Annotated in this window: 12 protein-coding genes; all 12 read right to left on the bottom strand. The window is 62.8% G+C overall.

The genetic code is table 11. From position 1 onward, the window contains the following. Positions 1 to 5 precede the first annotated feature (5 nt). Positions 6 to 1382 carry a glucose-6-phosphate dehydrogenase gene (gene zwf / locus Mame_RS23535; protein ID WP_018064005.1) on the bottom strand — a complete coding sequence of 459 codons (1377 nt, stop codon included), beginning with the start codon at positions 1380 to 1382 and terminating at the stop codon, positions 6 to 8. Positions 1383 to 1401: 19 nt separating this feature from the next. Then, positions 1402 to 2403 (bottom strand): phosphogluconate dehydrogenase (NAD(+)-dependent, decarboxylating), encoded by a 1002-nt coding sequence (gnd, locus tag Mame_RS23530; protein WP_018064004.1) that lies wholly within the window; start codon positions 2401 to 2403, stop codon positions 1402 to 1404. A 1-nt stretch (position 2404) separates the two neighbouring features. Next, entirely contained in the window at positions 2405 to 4837 is a 2433-nt protein-coding gene (locus tag Mame_RS23525) for a glucan 1,4-alpha-glucosidase (RefSeq protein WP_018064003.1), read from the bottom strand. A 440-nt stretch (positions 4838 to 5277) separates the two neighbouring features. Next, the gene (locus tag Mame_RS23520) at positions 5278 to 6903 is read right to left on the bottom strand and encodes a TRAP transporter large permease (RefSeq protein WP_018064002.1); all 1626 of its coding nucleotides are present in this window, start codon (positions 6901 to 6903) and stop codon (positions 5278 to 5280) included. 4 nt (positions 6904 to 6907) lie between these two features. After that, positions 6908 to 7588: a TRAP transporter small permease gene (locus Mame_RS23515; protein ID WP_018064001.1), complete on the bottom strand. Its 681-nt coding sequence runs from the start codon at positions 7586 to 7588 to the stop codon at positions 6908 to 6910. Between the two features lie 126 nt (positions 7589 to 7714). Continuing rightward, positions 7715 to 8722, bottom strand: coding sequence for a DctP family TRAP transporter solute-binding subunit (locus tag Mame_RS23510; protein ID WP_018064000.1), 1008 nt, complete (start codon positions 8720 to 8722; stop codon positions 7715 to 7717). Positions 8723 to 9067: 345 nt separating this feature from the next. Continuing rightward, positions 9068 to 10435: a sigma-54-dependent transcriptional regulator gene (locus tag Mame_RS23505; protein WP_018063999.1), complete on the bottom strand. Its 1368-nt coding sequence runs from the start codon at positions 10433 to 10435 to the stop codon at positions 9068 to 9070. Between the two features lie 17 nt (positions 10436 to 10452). Then, positions 10453 to 12186 (bottom strand): sensor histidine kinase, encoded by a 1734-nt coding sequence (locus tag Mame_RS23500; RefSeq protein WP_018063998.1) that lies wholly within the window; start codon positions 12184 to 12186, stop codon positions 10453 to 10455. A gap of 199 nt (positions 12187 to 12385) precedes the next feature. Continuing rightward, the gene (locus Mame_RS23495) at positions 12386 to 12781 is read right to left on the bottom strand and encodes a hypothetical protein (RefSeq protein ID WP_018063997.1); all 396 of its coding nucleotides are present in this window, start codon (positions 12779 to 12781) and stop codon (positions 12386 to 12388) included. A 56-nt stretch (positions 12782 to 12837) separates the two neighbouring features. Then, the gene (locus Mame_RS23490) at positions 12838 to 14313 is read right to left on the bottom strand and encodes a protein adenylyltransferase SelO (RefSeq protein ID WP_018063996.1); all 1476 of its coding nucleotides are present in this window, start codon (positions 14311 to 14313) and stop codon (positions 12838 to 12840) included. 298 nt (positions 14314 to 14611) lie between these two features. After that, positions 14612 to 16138: a metallophosphoesterase family protein gene (locus Mame_RS23485; protein ID WP_018063995.1), complete on the bottom strand. Its 1527-nt coding sequence runs from the start codon at positions 16136 to 16138 to the stop codon at positions 14612 to 14614. Next, on the bottom strand, positions 16138 to 16860 hold the full coding sequence (gene ugpQ, locus Mame_RS23480) for a glycerophosphodiester phosphodiesterase (protein WP_018063994.1): 723 nt from the start codon (positions 16858 to 16860) through the stop codon (positions 16138 to 16140). Before ugpQ ends, Mame_RS23485 begins: the two co-directional genes overlap by 1 nt. Positions 16861 to 16864 lie beyond the last annotated feature (4 nt).

Below are 16864 nucleotides of genomic sequence, written 5' to 3'. Positions count from 1 at the left end.
CTCCTTCAGGATTGCGCTGGATCGAACCAGCCGCCGGGCGGGGCAAAGCGTGTCATTTTCTCGGTGCCCCAGGTGCCGGGCTTGTATGTTTCCGGCTGAGCCTTGTCGTCCAGGATCGGCTCGAAGATCGTCCATGCGAGTTCGGCTGCGTCCTCGCGCGTGAACAGTTCGCGCCGCCCGGCCATGGCATCGCCGATCAGCCGGTCATAGGGCGCGAGATCACCGACGCCGTCATCGACGGCGGCAAGCTCCACGGCCTCGCCGCGCATGTCCTCACCCGGCGATTTGCGCCGCGCGCCAAGGCCGATCGCGATCTCCGGCCCCAGCCGGAAGCGGACATAATTGGCGCTGGAATGTTCCACCGTGTCGAAAAGCGCGATCGGCGGGCGCTTGAACCGCACCACGACCTCGGTCGCGTGAACGGGCAGGTTCTTGCCGGCGCGGATGAAGAAGGGCACGCCGCTCCAGCGCCAGGTGTTGAGGTGAAACCGCACGGCGGCAAAGGTCTCCGTCGTCGAACCGGCGGCAACGCCCGGCTCATCGAGATAGCCGTCGAACTGGCCGCGCACCACGTCCTCGTGGGTCAGTGGCGGGATCGCCTTCAGGATCTGCACCTTCTCGTCCACCAGATCGTCGGACGAACCAGTCACCGGCGGCTCCATCGCCAGCAGCAGCAGCACGTTGACCAGATGGTTCTGGATCACGTCGCGGATGCAGCCGACCTCGTCATAGAACTTGCCGCGTCCCGAAACGCCGAAATCCTCGGCCATGGTGATCTGGACACTGTCGATATGGTCGCGGTTCCACACCGGCTCCAGAAAGGCATTGGCGAAGCGGAAATAAAGCAGGTTCTGGATCGCCTCCTTGCCAAGGAAATGGTCGATGCGGAAGATCGCATCCTCCTCGAACACCGTATGCAGCACCGCGTTGAGCGCCTCGGCCGATTCCAGATCGCGCCCGAACGGCTTTTCCACCATTAGTCGGGCGCCGCTGGCGATCCCCGCCTTGTCGAGCCCGCCCGCGACCGTTTCGAACAGCGATGGCGGAATGGCGAGATAATAGAGCGGGCTTTTGGCGTCGCCGAGCGTTTCGCGCAATGTGTCGAAGGTCGACTGGCTGCGATAATCGCCGGAAACATAGGATAGAAGCCCGGTGAATTTCGCAAACACCGCCTCGTCGATCGTCTCGACATGGGTCTCCACCGCGTCTCTGGCGCGGGCAATGAGCTGGTCGAGGGTCCAGTCGTCGAAGGCGACGCCAATCACCGGCGTCACCAGCGCGCCCCGCTTCACCATCGCGTAAAGCGAGGGGAAGATCATCTTGTGGGCCAGATCGCCGGTCACGCCGAACACGACCAGGGCATCGGATTTTTGCTCCGTCATCGTCTCGATCTCCGCCCCGTCACGATTTTTCCAGATGGCCGCCGAAAGCGTAGCGCATCGCCGAGAGAACCTTGCCCGCGAATTCCGCCTCGCCGCGCGAGGAGAACCGCTCGAACAGCGCCGATGACAGGATCGGCGCGGGAACGCCGGTGTCGATTGCCGCCTGCAATGTCCAGCGGCCTTCGCCCGAATCCGACACCCGACCGTCGAAACCTTCGAGATGCGGATTTTCCTTCAGCGCCGCAGCGGTCAGGTCCAGAAGCCAAGAGCCGATCACCGAACCATGGCGCCAGACCTCGGTCACGGCCGCAAGATCGATGTCGAACTGGTAGTATTCCGGGTTCGAGAGCGGCGTGGTCTCGGCGTCGATTTCGCGTTCGGACTTGCCGGCATTGGCCGCCTTCAGCACGTTCAGCCCTTCCGCATAGGCCGCCATCACGCCGTATTCGATGCCGTTATGCACCATCTTGACGAAATGGCCCGCCCCCGTCGGCCCGCAATGGAGATAGCCCTTTGAGGCCGTGCCCGTGGATGCCTCCGGCGCAGCCCCCGCATCGGCGCCCGGCGCAAGCGAGGCGAAGATCGGGTCGAGCCGCTCTACCGCAGCCTTCGGGCCCCCGATCATCAGCGAATAGCCGCGCTCGAGACCCCACACGCCGCCCGACGTGCCGGCGTCGATGAAGTCGATACCGGCGGGCGAAAATTCCGCGGCGAGGTCGATTGCGTCGCGGTAGTGCGAATTGCCGCCATTGATGATGGCGTCGCCCTTTTCGAGCTTGTCCGCAAGATCGCGGGCAATCCGCGGGGTGATCGCCGCCGGCAGCATCATCCACACCGCGCGGGGCTTTTCCAGCCTGGCGACAAGGTCCTCGACGGAACTGGCGCCGACCGCGCCTTCCTTGACCAGTGCGGCCACGTTGTCGGCGTTGACGTCGTAGACGACGCATTCATGGCCGTCCTTCATGAGACGCCGCACCATGTTGGCGCCCATACGTCCAAGACCCATCATTCCAATCTGCATGTCAAAACTCCGTTTCCAGTTGCCGATCGACCTGTTCGCCGACGCGAACGGTGAAATCTACATTCTCCCACTGCCCGCTTTCCGGCCAGAAGAAAGTGAAAACCACGGCATGTCCGGGTTCCACGCCCTTCAATGGCAGATCCGCGAAATGGGTCCCGAGCCCCGATGGCTTCGTCTTGATGTCCTTGACGGTCGACCAGCCATCGGCGCTCCAGTGGATGGTTGCCGCATCCGCCAGTTCGATCCTGAGCTTCTTGCCGGCCGGGATCGTGGCCAGCCTGTTGTCGAACCGCCAGATCCGTATTCTTGACGCTGTCTGCTTCTCGATATAGCGGCTCCGGCCCTGCGGCGGCATGTCGAACACGGCGCCATCGGCAAGCGAGCGCAGCAGTTTGATATGCTCCGAATGCGCCCAGACCAGCGGCATCGCGCTGCCCGAGGGCCGGCCGAAATAAAGTTCGCGATCCGGCATATCGGGGCCATCCCAGCTTTGCTCCGGGAGCAGCCCGCCGGCATTGGCGGATTTCTCGAAGGTTTCGAGCAGGGCCTTGGCCGCATCGGTCCGGCCGGCGGCAAGCTCGTAATGGGCGCGCTCGCCTGCCAGCAAGGGCCAGGGCCGCCCCTGACCGATGCCGTCGAAAGCCCGGCCGTCTTCATGCTCGCCGTAACCGTCGCCGGTGTAGCGGTACCAGAGCGGGCCTTGCGGCAGTTCCATACGCAGCGTGTGGTCAATCGCCTTGACGGTATCGACGATATGCGGATCGTCCGCCGCGCGCAGCCCGAAGCGCACCAGCGCCAGCGCGTCCGGACTGATCACGGCATCGCTCGCCATGATCGAACGGTCGGGCGTCTGGTTGCGGATCGGCGTTTCGCCCGCCGGACCGGCGGCATCCGTTGCCCCGGGCGCGGCAATGCGGACGTAGTAGCCCGCGATATCCAATGACCGGCAGAGGTCCGGATCGCCCTCGAAGGTCCATTTCTCGATCTGCTCGTTCCAGCAATCGGCCGTCTCGCGCAGATGATGGGCCGCTTTCGTTTCGCCCTCGGCTTCCAGAATATCGGCAGCGGCCAGCAGGGCCGTGATTTCGACCGCGAGCGTGAACGGGCTGTATCCGCCGTCCTCTTCCCAGCGGTCTTCTCCGGTGGAGGGACCATTGGCGAGGATATAGCCGGCGGCGCTCTTTATCATTGGCATAAAGCGGCGGATTGTCTTGCCGTTCAGATGGCCCTGACACCGCAACATGTCGGCAAGCAGGATCGGGAAGGCGCACTCGTCCATCTGGACGCCAGGCCAGTAGGGCTTGCCGTCGAGCCAGAAGTTCTGCGCCCAGCGGCCGGAGGGCTGCTGCAGCTCGCGCAGATAATCGAGGATCGCCAGCGCCGCTTTCGCATCCCCCGCGGCCAGAAAGCCGCCGGCCGTCTCGACCAGGTCGCGGGGCCACACAAGATGGTAGCCGCCAAGATCGTCATCGCCTTTCGAATAGCCCCAGGGGATCGACAGGCTGGCAACCGCGGCGCCGGGCCGGTCCGAGGCCCGGTGGGTCGCCAGCACCGCCGTCGAGACGCGATAGGCGTTGATCCCGTCTTCCGCCTTGCGATCGAGCGGGACCAGACCGTCCTGCCACTTCCGCCAGCCGGTTATGAATTTATCCAGAGCGTGGTCGAAGCCGTCCTTCAGGCTCCGCGTGGCGACGGCGGCGGCTTCGTGTTCGGTCTGGCCAAAACCGAGCGCCAGCACCACGGAACCATCGCCGCCGGAAAAATCGATCTCGCCGGCCAGCGCCACATTGCCGTCATCGGCGCGCTGGTACTGGTCAACGAGCCGTCCATGCCGGGACAATTGCTGCCAGCCATCCGACGTCCCGACGAAACCGGCGGACATTGCGCGCCACGGCGCGCTTGATACCAGCGCCAGATAGCGGGAACGGCCGCTGGCAAACAACGCCGGCGCGCCCTCGAACTCGCCGATCCAGGCGGAGTTCGATGCGCCGGCATTGACCAGATGCGGCGCCAGAAGCGCGGTCACCCGGTAATCGCGGGTCCTGCCCTTGAGCGCGCTGAACGAAATGCGCTGGAGAACGACCGCCCGCGCCGGATCGCTGATGATCTGCTTTCTGATCCGGTAGGCGCCATCAAGAGCGGTGTTGACGATCGAAAAGGCCGGAACGCCATCCTCAAGCGGCGTTGTTTCCTGCTCGCAATCGCGCTTTTCCTCGGAAAAATAGCCATCCGGGCCGGTTACGAGGAAACCGAAATCGCGGGTGCAGGCGCTGTCGACGCGGGGATAATATATCTCGTTGAGAATGCCGTGGCTCAGCGTAAACCAGACCGGCGAAGCCACCGAAAGCGCGGTGCCAACCCCGCTCTTGGCGCTCGACGTCCACCTGGAGCCGATGCCCGGCGCGCCTGTGGCAAAATCGATCATGTCGCTCATCTCTGCTTCCTCCGTAAAATGTGACGCCGTCTGTTTTGCGGATCCAGACCCGGACCCGGTATTCAGAACCGATAGCAGGGTGGCGTTCCACGATCGCCCGCGCCAGCGCCAGGCAGGATCCTCATGGGCAGCACGCTCCCTTTTCCCTGACCCTACGACAGCGTCGACTTTCCCGCCAGACAAACAGCATTTCTTGCAAAGATGTAAGGTTCGCGCGAGTTTCAGGGCCGTTGGAGGGGCGTATCCAGAGTGTCGGCGAAAAAGTGGAATCCGGTTTTTCGAAGATCCCGACACGCCAAATCATCAGGCGGTTCAGTTCAATCGCCTCTCGGATTGGCGTGCAGGGCCGATGGAGATGAGCCCAATGACGCAATGGTATTCAATCGCTTTCTTCGGCAGCCCCCGGGGCTCGGCAAGAGCCCCGGGGTTATCGTCAAAAATCACCGCGTCACGATTTCCGGACCCATCAGCCAGTAGGGCAGCGCCGTGGAAATCGAAGGGACATAGGTGACGAGGATCAGGAACACGAACAGCACCGCCACAAAGGGCGCGGCTGCCCTCACCACCTTGACCAGGCTCATGCCCGTTATCCCCGATGTGACGAACAGGTTGAGCCCGATCGGCGGCGTGATCATGCCGATCTCCATGTTCACCACCATGATGATGCCGAGATGGATCGGATCGACGCCGAGTTCCATCGCGATCGGGAACACCACCGGCGCGACGATCAGGAGAAGGCCGGACGGCTCCATGAACTGGCCGCCGATCAGGAGCAGCACATTGACCGCGATCAGGAAGGTGAACCAGTTGAAGCCGGCATCGATCATGACCGAGGTGATCGCCTGCGGAATGCGCTCCGCCGTCAGCACATGGGCAAAGAGCAGCGCGTTGACGATGATGAACATCAGCATCACCGTGGTCTTGGCCGCGCTTACGGTCGTCTGGCGGGTATCGGCATGGGACAGGCAGAACGGCGTCCTGAGGATATTGGCCTTCAGGTTGCGATACCAGATCGGCACGCCGGCCAAGAGATAGGCCGGCACCTGGCTCGCCCGCGCATTTTCGCCGCGCCAGAGCGTGTAGGCAATCACCACGCCGATGGCGAGAACGACGCCGGCAATGACCCTTGATGTCAGGCTCGCCCAGGCGGCTTCGACGCCATCGGTGGCAAAGAAGGCGAGGATCAGGAACACCAGCAGGAAGGAGACGCCGTAGACCGAAGCGAGAAAGCCGGTTTTCGAGCGCCGGCTGTCGGTTTCCTCGACCCAGCGCATCCCCTTGAGCGGCCCCATGTCGCGATAGATGTAGATCGACACCAGGAAGGCATAGACGGCGGCGACGGCCGCCGCTTCCGTCGGCGTGAACACGCCGCCATAGATGCCGCCGAGAATGATGACGATCAGGAACAAGCCCCAGCCCGCATCCTTGCCGGCCTCGACGATTTCCAGAAACCCTTTCCACGGTTCGGCGGGCAGTTTCTTGATCCGCGCCATGACGTAGATCGCCGCCATCAGCATGAAGCCGGCGATAAGGCCCGGAATGATGCCCGCAAGGAACATGCGCCCGACCGACACATCGGTCGCCGCAGCGTAGACGACCATGACGATCGATGGCGGAATGAGAATGCCGAGCGTGCCGGCATTGGCGATGATGCCGGCGGCAAACTCCTTGGAATAGCCGACCTGCCGCATGCCGGCGATCGCGATCGTGCCGATGGCGACCACGGTTGCCGGCGACGAGCCGGAGAGTGCCGCAAACAGCATGCAGGACAGCACCGAGGCCATGGCCAGGCCGCCGCGAAAATGCCCGACGCTTGCAATCGCAAACCGCACCAGCCGCTGTGCCACCCCGCCGGTCGACATGAAGGCGGAGGCGAGCACGAAGAAGGGGATGGCCAGAAGCGTATAGTTTTGCGAGGCCGTGAACAGCTGCAGCGCCACCGAGGACATGGAATCGCGCGAGAAAAACGCGATGAACAGAACCGATGACAGTCCGAGCGAAATGGCAACCGGCGCGCCTGCGAACAGAAGGCCGAAGACCAGCAGAAACAGAATGGCGATTTCCATGGTCCTAGTCCTTCAGCACGTCTTTGTTCTCGGCCACCAGCTCTTCTGCCTCATGGCCGGCGATGACGAGTTCGCGTTTTCCGGTCCATATCTGGATGAAGGCCTCGACCGAGCGGTATGCAAGCAGCGCCAACCCCACCGGCAGGATGATATAGGCGATCCAGCGCTGGACCCGGTCCTGCATGCCGAACCACTCCTGCATGAACATCGGGTAGCGCAAATCGTCGAGCCCGATCCCCGCCTTGAAGAAGCGATGCCAGTAAAACACGGCGCCGCCCTTGGAATTGGCCCCGAAAATCTGCAGCCAGTCGGACGAAAGCAGGATGCCCGCGTAGAGAAGGCCGGTGAGCGCGCCAAACAGCGCGACCACGCGGAAGGCCCGGTGCGGCAGCGTGCGGATCAGGGCATCGACGCCCAGATGCAGACCTGTCTTCAGGCCGTAGCTCATGCCGAACAGGATCATCCACGCAAACAGGATGCGCGTCAGCTCGAGTGCCCCGCCCCAGCCGCTGTTGAAGCCGTAACGCATGACGACCTGCGCAAACGAGATCACGGTGATCGCGGCAAGCAGCGTCGCCAGCACGTTTTCCTCCAGCCGGGTGACAAAAGCCCGATGGCGGCGTTCGGCCAGGTAAAGCAGGACAAGGATCAAAATCAGAGCAAAGTAAGGCCAATAGGCGGCCATGGCAGGTCCCCTCTCAAGGCAGTCGGTGAACTGCGGGCAGCGCGAGCCTCCCCGCACCGCCCGCCCGTCCGCCGCGGGTGGCTTTCAGCCCATTCCCGACAGCGAACCGGCGCACCCGGAATTGTTCTAGTTGTTGGATTCGACCGCCGCCTGGATGAGGTCGGCGCCGATGTCGCCTTCGAACTCGGCCCAGACGGGCTTCATCACATCGACCCAGGCCTGGCGCTGTTCAGGTGAGAGCACCCGCACCTCGCTGCCGGCGGCGATGATGTTGGCGCGGTTTTCCTCTTCCGTCGCAGCAACCGAAGCGTTGGCCTCCGCCGTGACTTCCTCGACGATCTTGAGGAAGCGGTCGCGGAAATCCGGATCGAGACCATCGAGCCAGTCGGTGGAGGTCACCAGCAGGTAGGCCAGAAGCTGGTGGTTGGTCTCGGTAATGCCGTCCTGAACCTCGAAGAACTTCTGGGTGTAGATGTTCGACCAGGTATTTTCCTGCCCGTCGACAACACCGGTCTGAAGCGCGCCGTAGACTTCCTTGAAGGCGAGCTTCTGAGCCGAGGCATCGAGCGCGTTGATCATGGCAACGGCCACATCCGAGGTCTGCACCCGGAATTTCAGCCCGGCGGCGTCGGTTGGCAGGATCAGCGGCTTGTTGGCCGAAAACTGCTTCAGGCCCGAAGACCAGTAGCCAAGCCCCATATAGCCCTTGTCCTCCATCGCCGACAGCATGCCCTTGCCGGCATCGCTGGTGGTGAACTTTTCCACCGCATCGAGGCTCGAAAACAGGAAGGGCAGGTCGTAGAGCCGGTATTTCAGCGTGTAGGCCTCGAACTTGGCAAGCGACGGAGCCGCGAGCTGGACGTCGCCGAGAAGCAGCGCCTCGAGCACCTTGTCGTCGTCAAACAGCGTCGAGTTCGGGAAAACCTCCATGCAGGCTTCGCCGTCGAGCTCGGTATTGATGCGATCGGCCAGCATGCGCGCGGCATCGCCCTTCGGGTGGCCCTGATCGGCGACCACATGGCTGAATTTGATCACCATCTCGTCGTCACTGCAGGCCGGATCGGCGGCGGAAACGGCGGAAGCCGCGGCAAAAAGCGCTACGGCGGAAACGGCGGCAGTCAGAAATGTCTTCATGGTTTACGTCCTCCCGTTAAACCCAAAACGTGTCAGATGGGGCGTTCGCCCCGGCGAGCCGCTGTCCTATTGGTCGAACGCGGCCAGCACCTGGTTTCACGGCAGCGGCAATCTCAAGCGCCGGCTGGGTCTGATCCGAAAATCCTCCCGCGACGTCCCTCTCCGCCGCTGCCGATATATTATGAGCAAGCGGCGTGCCAGTTTTAGAGAAACGTCAATAATGTATTTGAAACAAATACTTAACGATTTTAAAATTTGAGAGGAAAAGCATTGCGGCGTAAATGTGTCAGTGGTGACACATGGCCTTTCCTCCAAATGGGTAGGAAACGACACATTGCGAAACACCTAATCTGCATCGTCAATATAATCGATCCTCAGGCGCTTCATCTTGTCATAGAGGCCTTTGCGGGAGATTTGCAGCGCCTCATAGGTGGGCTTCAGCGCGCCGTCATGGCGGGCGAGCTCGGCTGCGATCACCTGTCGCTCGAAAGCCTGCATCTGATCGGCAAGCGGCACGCCCGCCGCCGGTGTCATGGCGGCTTCGCCCGGTCCGTCATTATCGAACCCGCGCCAGAGGCCGAGCACGAAACGGTCGGCGTAGTTTCTGAGTTCGCGGACATTGCCGGGCCAATCATGCGCCATCAGATCCGCCTGCAGCAGCGGCGAGATTTCCGGGATTTCGCGGCGAAACCGCGCCCGTGCATCCCGGGCGAGGAAAAAGAACAGCAGAGGGATATCGTCCCTACGCTCCCTGAGCGACGGAATGTCGAGGGTGACGACGTTCAGCCGGTAATAAAGATCGGCCCGGAAACGGCCGGCATCGCTTTCCAGCATGAGATCCGATTTCGACGCCGCGACGATGCGGATGTCGAGCGCGATCTGCTTGTTCGAGCCGAGCCGCTCGACGGATCGGGTTTCGATGGCGCGCAAGATCTTGGCCTGAAGGTCGAGCGGCATGGACTCGATCTCGTCGAGAAACACCGTGCCGCCATCGGCATGTTCCAGCTTGCCGATCCGTTGTTTGCTCGCACCGGTGAAAGCGCCGGCCTCATGGCCGAAAAGCTCGGCCTCGATCATGTCGGCCGGCACGGCCGCGCAATTGATGGCGACGAAATTGCCCTTCGCCCTGCCGCCGGTATCGTGCAGCGCGCGGGCGACGACCTCCTTGCCGGCCCCTGTTTCGCCGCGCACCAGCACATCGACATCGGTGTCGGCGAGCATGGCGATCTGCTCGCGCAGTCTGACAATGCCTTCGGTGCGGCCGACCAGCCTGAGCGAGAGCGCATCATGGCCGTCCAGCTCCGAGCGCAGCGTCCGGTTTTCCAGGACAAGCCGCCGTTTTTCAAGCGCGCGATCAATGACGGTATAGAGGCGGGAGGCCTGAAACGGCTTTTCGATGAAGTCATAGGCGCCGGCGCGCATGGCATCGACCGCCATCTGCACATCGCCATGCCCGGTGATCAGGATCACCGGAAAGGTCGGATCGATCGAAAGCGCCGCTTTGAGAAGCGCCATGCCGTCCATCCCCGGCATGCGGATATCGGTGACGAGAACGGCATAGGCTTCGTGGGTGATGCGTTCCAGCGCGCTTGCTGCGCTGTCGTGAACCGCAACGTTGACGCCTTCGAGCTCCAACCCCTGCGCCAGCGCGTGACGCAGATCGTCATCATCATCGACAAGATGGACGAGCGGTGTTGACGTTTGCATTGCCATGACCTGCCGAAATCTCCCTACTCCGCTTGCGCCGCCTTCAGCCGCAATTCGAAGACCGCACCTGCCTCGTTCGGCAACAGCGCGACGCTGCCGCCGAAATCCTGCATGATGTTATAGACGATAGATAGTCCCAGTCCGCTTCCCTGTCCGTCACGGGTGGTAAAGAACGGCTCGAACACTTCGCCTGCGAGTTCCGGCGCGATCCCCGGCCCGTTGTCGCGGACATGAAGACAAACCCTCCCGTCGGCGCTTTTCAATTCGACAGCGACCCGCCCGTCCGCGCGCCCCTCAAGCGCGTCGATCGCATTGCCGAAGAGGTTGACGAACACCTGCGACAGCCGGATGCGCCCGGCCTCGACCATCACGCCATCGAGCGCCGGATCGACGGTGATCGCGACGCCGGCCCGATCCGCCTTCGGCCGGATCAGGATCAGCGCCTCCTGCAGCGCCGCCTGCACCGAGACGGGCTGCAGACTGGTGGCGGGCTTGCGCGAAAATGAAAGCAGGGTTCCCGACAGCTCGGAGATGCGGGCGACCATGGCGGCGATGCGGTCCAGATTGCCCTCGGCGATTTCCTGCCTGCCAAGCGCCAGCGCTTTCTTCGTATTGGCTGCATAGGTTTCTATAGCGGCCAGCGGCTGGTTGATCTCGTGACTGAGTGCTGCCGCCATCTGGCCGACGCCGGCGAGCTTGGCGGCCTGGATCAGTTCATGTTGAACGCGTTTCAGCTCTCGTTCGGCCTCGATACGCTCCTCGATCTCGTGCGAGAGGCTGCGGTTTGCCAGACTGAGCTCCTTCGTCCGGTCGCGCACGGCCCGTTCGAGGCGCAAGGCCTGCGCCCGCTCGCGTCGCCGGAGCAGGATACGATCCTCGATCCGGCCGATCATGAAAAATGCGATCACGCCGACAAGCAGGAAAATCAGCAGCGAAAAGCCGACGACTGTCGTTTGCGCGGCAACGATGCGGCTGCGGTCGCCCAGCACATGCAATTGCCATCCCATCAGCGGCAGATCGCGCACCACATCGATATAGCCCGAGGCATTACCTCTCGCCGCGCCGGACTTTGCCTCGATCTCCGAGACCGGCTTCAACAGCCAGTCCACGCGGTTGGAGAGGAAAATGGTGCCGGTGTTATCGGACACGAAAATCGGATTGGCCGAAAGGGCCCAGGTACGCTCGACCGCGTCGAACCCGACATAGACGGCAACCACGCCCCGCAATTGCCCATCGCGGCGAACTCCCGCGCCAAAGGCATAGACACGGTTCTTTCCCCTGATCAGGGCCGTGGTGCGGCCAAGCCGGTTTTCGCGCGCCGCCTTCAGAAGTTCAGCGCGGCCCGCCGGCTCGTCGCCGAAGATATCGCGCGCCGCTGCAAGCAGCGCACCGTCGGCAGAAAAGAAGGCAACATCGCGCGCGCCGGACAGACCGGTTATTTCCTCTGCCAGCGCGCGCGCAATGGTTTGCCGATAGGCATCGGAAGCAAGGCTGGCAAACAGTCGCGCGACTTCATCCTGCCGCGCGAGAAGAGGCGGAATGAGCCGGTATTTTTCCAGCACCCCGTTCAGAACCTCGGACTGGACGGCCAGCGTTTCGGCGGCCTGGCGCTGAAGGTAGTCGCTGGTGCGGCTGGTCGCCACGCTCCAGGCGGCAAAGGTGCCGGCAGAGGCCACGGCCAGCAGAACAAGACCTGCGCCCAGGCGCAGCCTGAAGAAGCGCCGTCTGATCGTTCTTCCCGCGAGCCAGTTGTCCATCCCATCCCCTTGGCGAGCGACGCCCTGCCGGATCAGACATCACACGTGTCCAGCATAGCCGCAACGCGCTTCGGGAACCAACGGAATTGAACCCCCGCCGCTGCCTTCGCAGCTGCCCTGTTCCGGGTCAAGGGGAGGCAATCAAACCCGCTTTAAGCGCGCCGAACGATTCGGATGGCAGAGATCTGGACCCGATTGGTCACAAGATGGGCGTCGCCAGCGGACATCTGATGGATCGGCTCGGGATGCCGATAGGCAACGACGCGGTCACGCGCCACTTGAAGCGGAATGCCCCAACATCGCCGAAAGACGGCACCGCGCGGCCCACGACCATTCCCTGATCCAATCGGGGAAAGGCAATATGGGAATACTGCCGCCTTTTGAAGCGCCACCGATATATCATTCGGTCGCCTGCGACGCATTGCGGGCCGGTGGTGTTGCGATGAAGTGGGGTCCGGCGCGCCATGGCCCTGGCCACAATTACGCCGGCTATCATACTGACCCGGACAACAACATCATAGAGACTTTCACCGAACTCGATATGTGCGAGGCGCAGCAGCCCGTGCGTATCCGAAATGATCCCGATAACCGCCATTGAAAGAGCCGCTCCTCGGTCCACCAATAGGATTGCGTCACTCTCGGGCGGCGCGTTTACGTGCCACAGAAGGTTCGGTAGGCCGCCTCGGGCACCGGCGGAAGGCCGGCGTAATCGGCGAACGCCGCCCGATCCTCGAAGGGCTTGGCCAGTGCTTCGTTTAGGCGTTCGAAGGGTGCCAGGTCGCCGGCCATCGCGGCGGAAAGCGCTTCTTCGATGAGGTGGTTGCGCGGAATGATCGCCGGGTTGACCGCATCCATCGCAACGCGCCGTTCACCCGGCTCTCTCGGTTCGGCCGCGAGGCGCTGACGCCAGCGCGTCGCCCAGCCGTCATAGGCGGCTGGATCGGCAAAGAGACCGCGCACCGCCCCATCGGCCTGCTCGCTTTCCGCCGCTTTGCCGAGATTGCGAAAGGTCAGGGTGAAGTCCGCATTCTGCCGTGCCATGTGCCCAAGAAGATCCTCGATCAACGCGGCATCTTCCGTCTGCGGTGTCTGCAAACCGATCTTCGCGCGAAAGCCGTCGACATAAGCGGTGTTGAACGCGTCGGCAAAGCCGGAGAGGACGTCCTGTGCGGCTTCAATGGCCTTGTTTTCGTCCGGATCGAGATGAGGAAGCAGACATTCCGCCAGACGGGCGAGGTTCCAGTGCGCGATCCTCGGCTGGTTGGCGTAGGCGTAACGTCCGTTGCGGTCAATCGAGGAGAAGACGGTCGCGGGATCGTAGGCGTCGAGGAAGGCACACGGGCCGTAGTCGATCGTTTCTCCGGCGATCGACATATTGTCCGTGTTCATGACGCCGTGCACGAAGCCGATCTGCATCCAGCGTGCGACGAGCGCCGCCTGACGGGCACAGACGCCCCGGAGAAGAGCGCGGTAGGGATTGGAAGCGTTCGCGGCCTCGGGGTAATGCCTGTCGATCACATGGTCGGCGAGTTGGCGCACCGCGGCGTCGTCGCCCCGTGCCGCGAAGAACTGGAATGTGCCGACGCGTATATGGCTGGAGGCGACACGCGTAAGGACCGCGCCCGGCAGGGCCGTTTCCCGGTAGACTGGCTCTCCCGTCGCGACCGCGGCCAGCGCCCGCGTGGTGGGAATGCCAAGCGCGGCCATGGCCTCGCTTATGAGATACTCGCGCAGGACCGGGCCGAGTGCTGCCCGTCCGTCGCCGTTGCGCGAGAAGATGGTGGGGCCGGCCCCCTTCAGTTGAATGTCGCGACGCCGCCCCTGTCTGTCGACGACCTCGCCGAGGAGGATGGCGCGCCCATCGCCGAGTTGCGGCACGAAGTTTCCGAATTGATGTCCGGCGTAAGCGGTCGCAAGCGGCTCGGCGCCTGTCGGGAGCCGGTTGCCGGCGAAGACTTCAACCCCTTCGGCGTTGTCCAACGCATCCGCGTCGAGCCCCAATTCCTCGGCGAGCCGCCGGTTCAGCTTCAGGAGATGCGGCGCGGCGACGGGCGACGGCACGGTTGGCCGGTGGAAGGTGGCGCCGAGACGCGCGTAGCTGTTATCGAAGTCGAAATGTACCGTCATCTTTCCGCTCTGCTTCCGTCGTGCCGCTCGGCCGCTGGCCCTCGACCATTCTGCACATAGGTGGCGTTACCGATGCCGGATTTCCAGAGCAACGCCTGACCAGAAACGTCTCTGTCTGATACGTTCCATGGGCACGGAAGTAGCAGATCCATCCGACCAGGACAGAATAGGCACTGCAGCAACCTGCGGATCGGCAGCTTTCAATGAAATCGAAAACTCGCTTGAGCGTCCTGAATGGAGGCGCCGCTGCCGCCAAGCACGGCCCAAATTGCGCGTGCAGCGAGGATCAGAAGACGCCTCACAACAAGGCGGCGAGCAACACCGCCATGCGCGCGAACGGCTGGTTGGTCTTTCCGCTGGCATGCGCTGCAGTGCCGAGATGTCGGTAGAAGGCGATGCGACCTTCGGGGAGCGCCCGTATCGTTTCCTCACCGCCCGACCGGATGAAGTAGTAGTCTTCCAGCAGTTGGCCCAATCGGAGCTTTGCCATGTCCGGTCGGAACCTCAACGCACCGACGAGGCAAGACGCGCCATCCGACAATTGCGTCAGGGGCGTGTCGAGGTGTTCCTGCAGTTCCGGTGGCCAGTCTTTCGGGATGTTTTTTGCGGCAATGATGCCTCTCTGATGCGCGCGCAGAAAACTTTCATAGTCCGCAGCGGCGAGCGCTTGATGGCAGGCATCCCCCATCTCGGCCGATCGCAGCTGCGCCCTGTAGGCAGGAAAGGCCGTGTCGAAACCCGGCGCTTCTTTCAGCCGGACGAATTCACAATCGAGGTTTTCATAATCACCCGTCACAACGACATAGCCGCCCGGATAGGCGACAGGCGATGGGACGGCGATGTTGATCAGCCCGTCCCATTCCACCCGCCCGGCCACATGCATGTGACCGCTGAAATGCCAGCGCATTCCGGCTTCAGCCAGAGCTCGGCTGCTTTCGAGCGACGGCATTCGCTTCAGCCAGTCCGGCGTGCAGGCCGCAACCGGCAAACCGCTCTCAACCGTCATCGCCAGCGGCAGAGCGGGGTAATGGGAAAAGGCCAGAAGCGTCTTGCCCATCCGCTGCGCCCGTTCACTGACATCGGCGATCCAGTCGAGAATATAGGGCCGCTGCGCGAGGACATGGTCCCAGGCCGCATTCGACCTGACCTGCCACAGGCCATCCAGCCGATAGAACACATTGGCATCCAGCATCAAAAGCCAGAGCCCATCCTGCGGCTCGACGAGATAGGAAGCGTCAGTGTCTTCTGGATCATGATCTTCGCAGCGGCGCGTTCGCGCGCCGTCATGATCGATGAAAGGGGTTTCCCAATGCCCCACGCCGTCCGGCCGGGTGATGCCATACTGTGCCATGGCCGCAATCGCATCGGGCGTCGACATGCCGATCATCCCGCCCCGGACTATCGCATCGGCGGCTGGCGCGCGCGGGTCGCTCGTGACCCGTCGCACGGCCAGACCATCCGCTTTTGTCAGCCATTTTTCCTGGTGGCGTGGCACCGGGCCGAAACAGTCATGGTTCCCGAAGGTCGCGAAGAACCGCAGGCCATGCGCCGTCTCATAGGCAGAGAGAATCCGTTTCAGGGCGGCCACCGCACCGGGCTGGCCATCGTCGGAATAGTCGCCGAGCAACACCACGTCGCGGATCTTGCGCCCGACGATATCGTCGAGCACCGCGCGAAAGGCGGCATGGCTTTCGTTGAACACCCGGGTGGAGGCCATGGTGTCTTCAAGGGTGCGAAGGGCAACGTCGCCACTGCCCGCCTCCAGCCATCCGTAGCCGCCTTCAAGATCGTGCAGGTGAACATCGGCGACGACGGCGAGCTTCATCAGGCGGCAGCTCCGTCCGGATCCCGGCGGGCGGCATCGAACAGGTCCGGGCGGTCGAGATTGATGTAATCGACGCCGGCGGCGGCGATCTCGCGATGAATGTCGATGTCGCTGCCGCCGTAATAGACCATGATCTCCAGACCGGCCTTCCGGCTCGCCGCGACAATGCCGGGACGGCGCATCTGCTCGACCGTGATCTCGATGATCGAGGCATGGTGCACGGCGCCGACGAGCGAGGGGGATTTGGCGATATCGAGCGTTATCATCTTGCGGAACTCCGGCGCAATGACCTGCAGGTCACGGCGCATGTCCTCGGAGAACGAGAAATAGAAGGTGTCGCGCACCATGCCAAGGTCGCGGACGAGTGCAACAACCTTGGCCGGGTCACAATATTTCAATTCGAGATAGACGCCGGCGCGGCCGCGCAGATGCTCCAGATAGGTATCGAGCCGGGGCACGACAGCACCGGTGAAGGCCTCACCGAACCAGCTTCCGGCGTCGAGCGCGTCGACCTCGCTCGACAGCATGTGCCCGATTGGCCCGGTGCCATTGGTCGTGCGATCCAGCGTCTCGTCATGGATGACGTAGAGCACGCCATCGGCACTTTCACGCACGTCGAGTTCGATATAGTCGGCGCCCTGCCCGAGTGCGATATCGGCGGCAGCAAATGTATTCTCAGGCGCAAAGGTGTTGGCGCCGCGATGCGATACGATCCTGGTCACAAAA

The sequence above is a fragment of the Martelella mediterranea DSM 17316 genome (assembly GCF_002043005.1).
In the GTDB taxonomy this organism is placed as follows: Bacteria; Pseudomonadota; Alphaproteobacteria; order Rhizobiales; family Rhizobiaceae; genus Martelella; species Martelella mediterranea.
The sequence above is the reverse complement of the archived record's forward strand: the minus strand, read 5'-3'. Positions and strand labels throughout refer to the sequence as shown.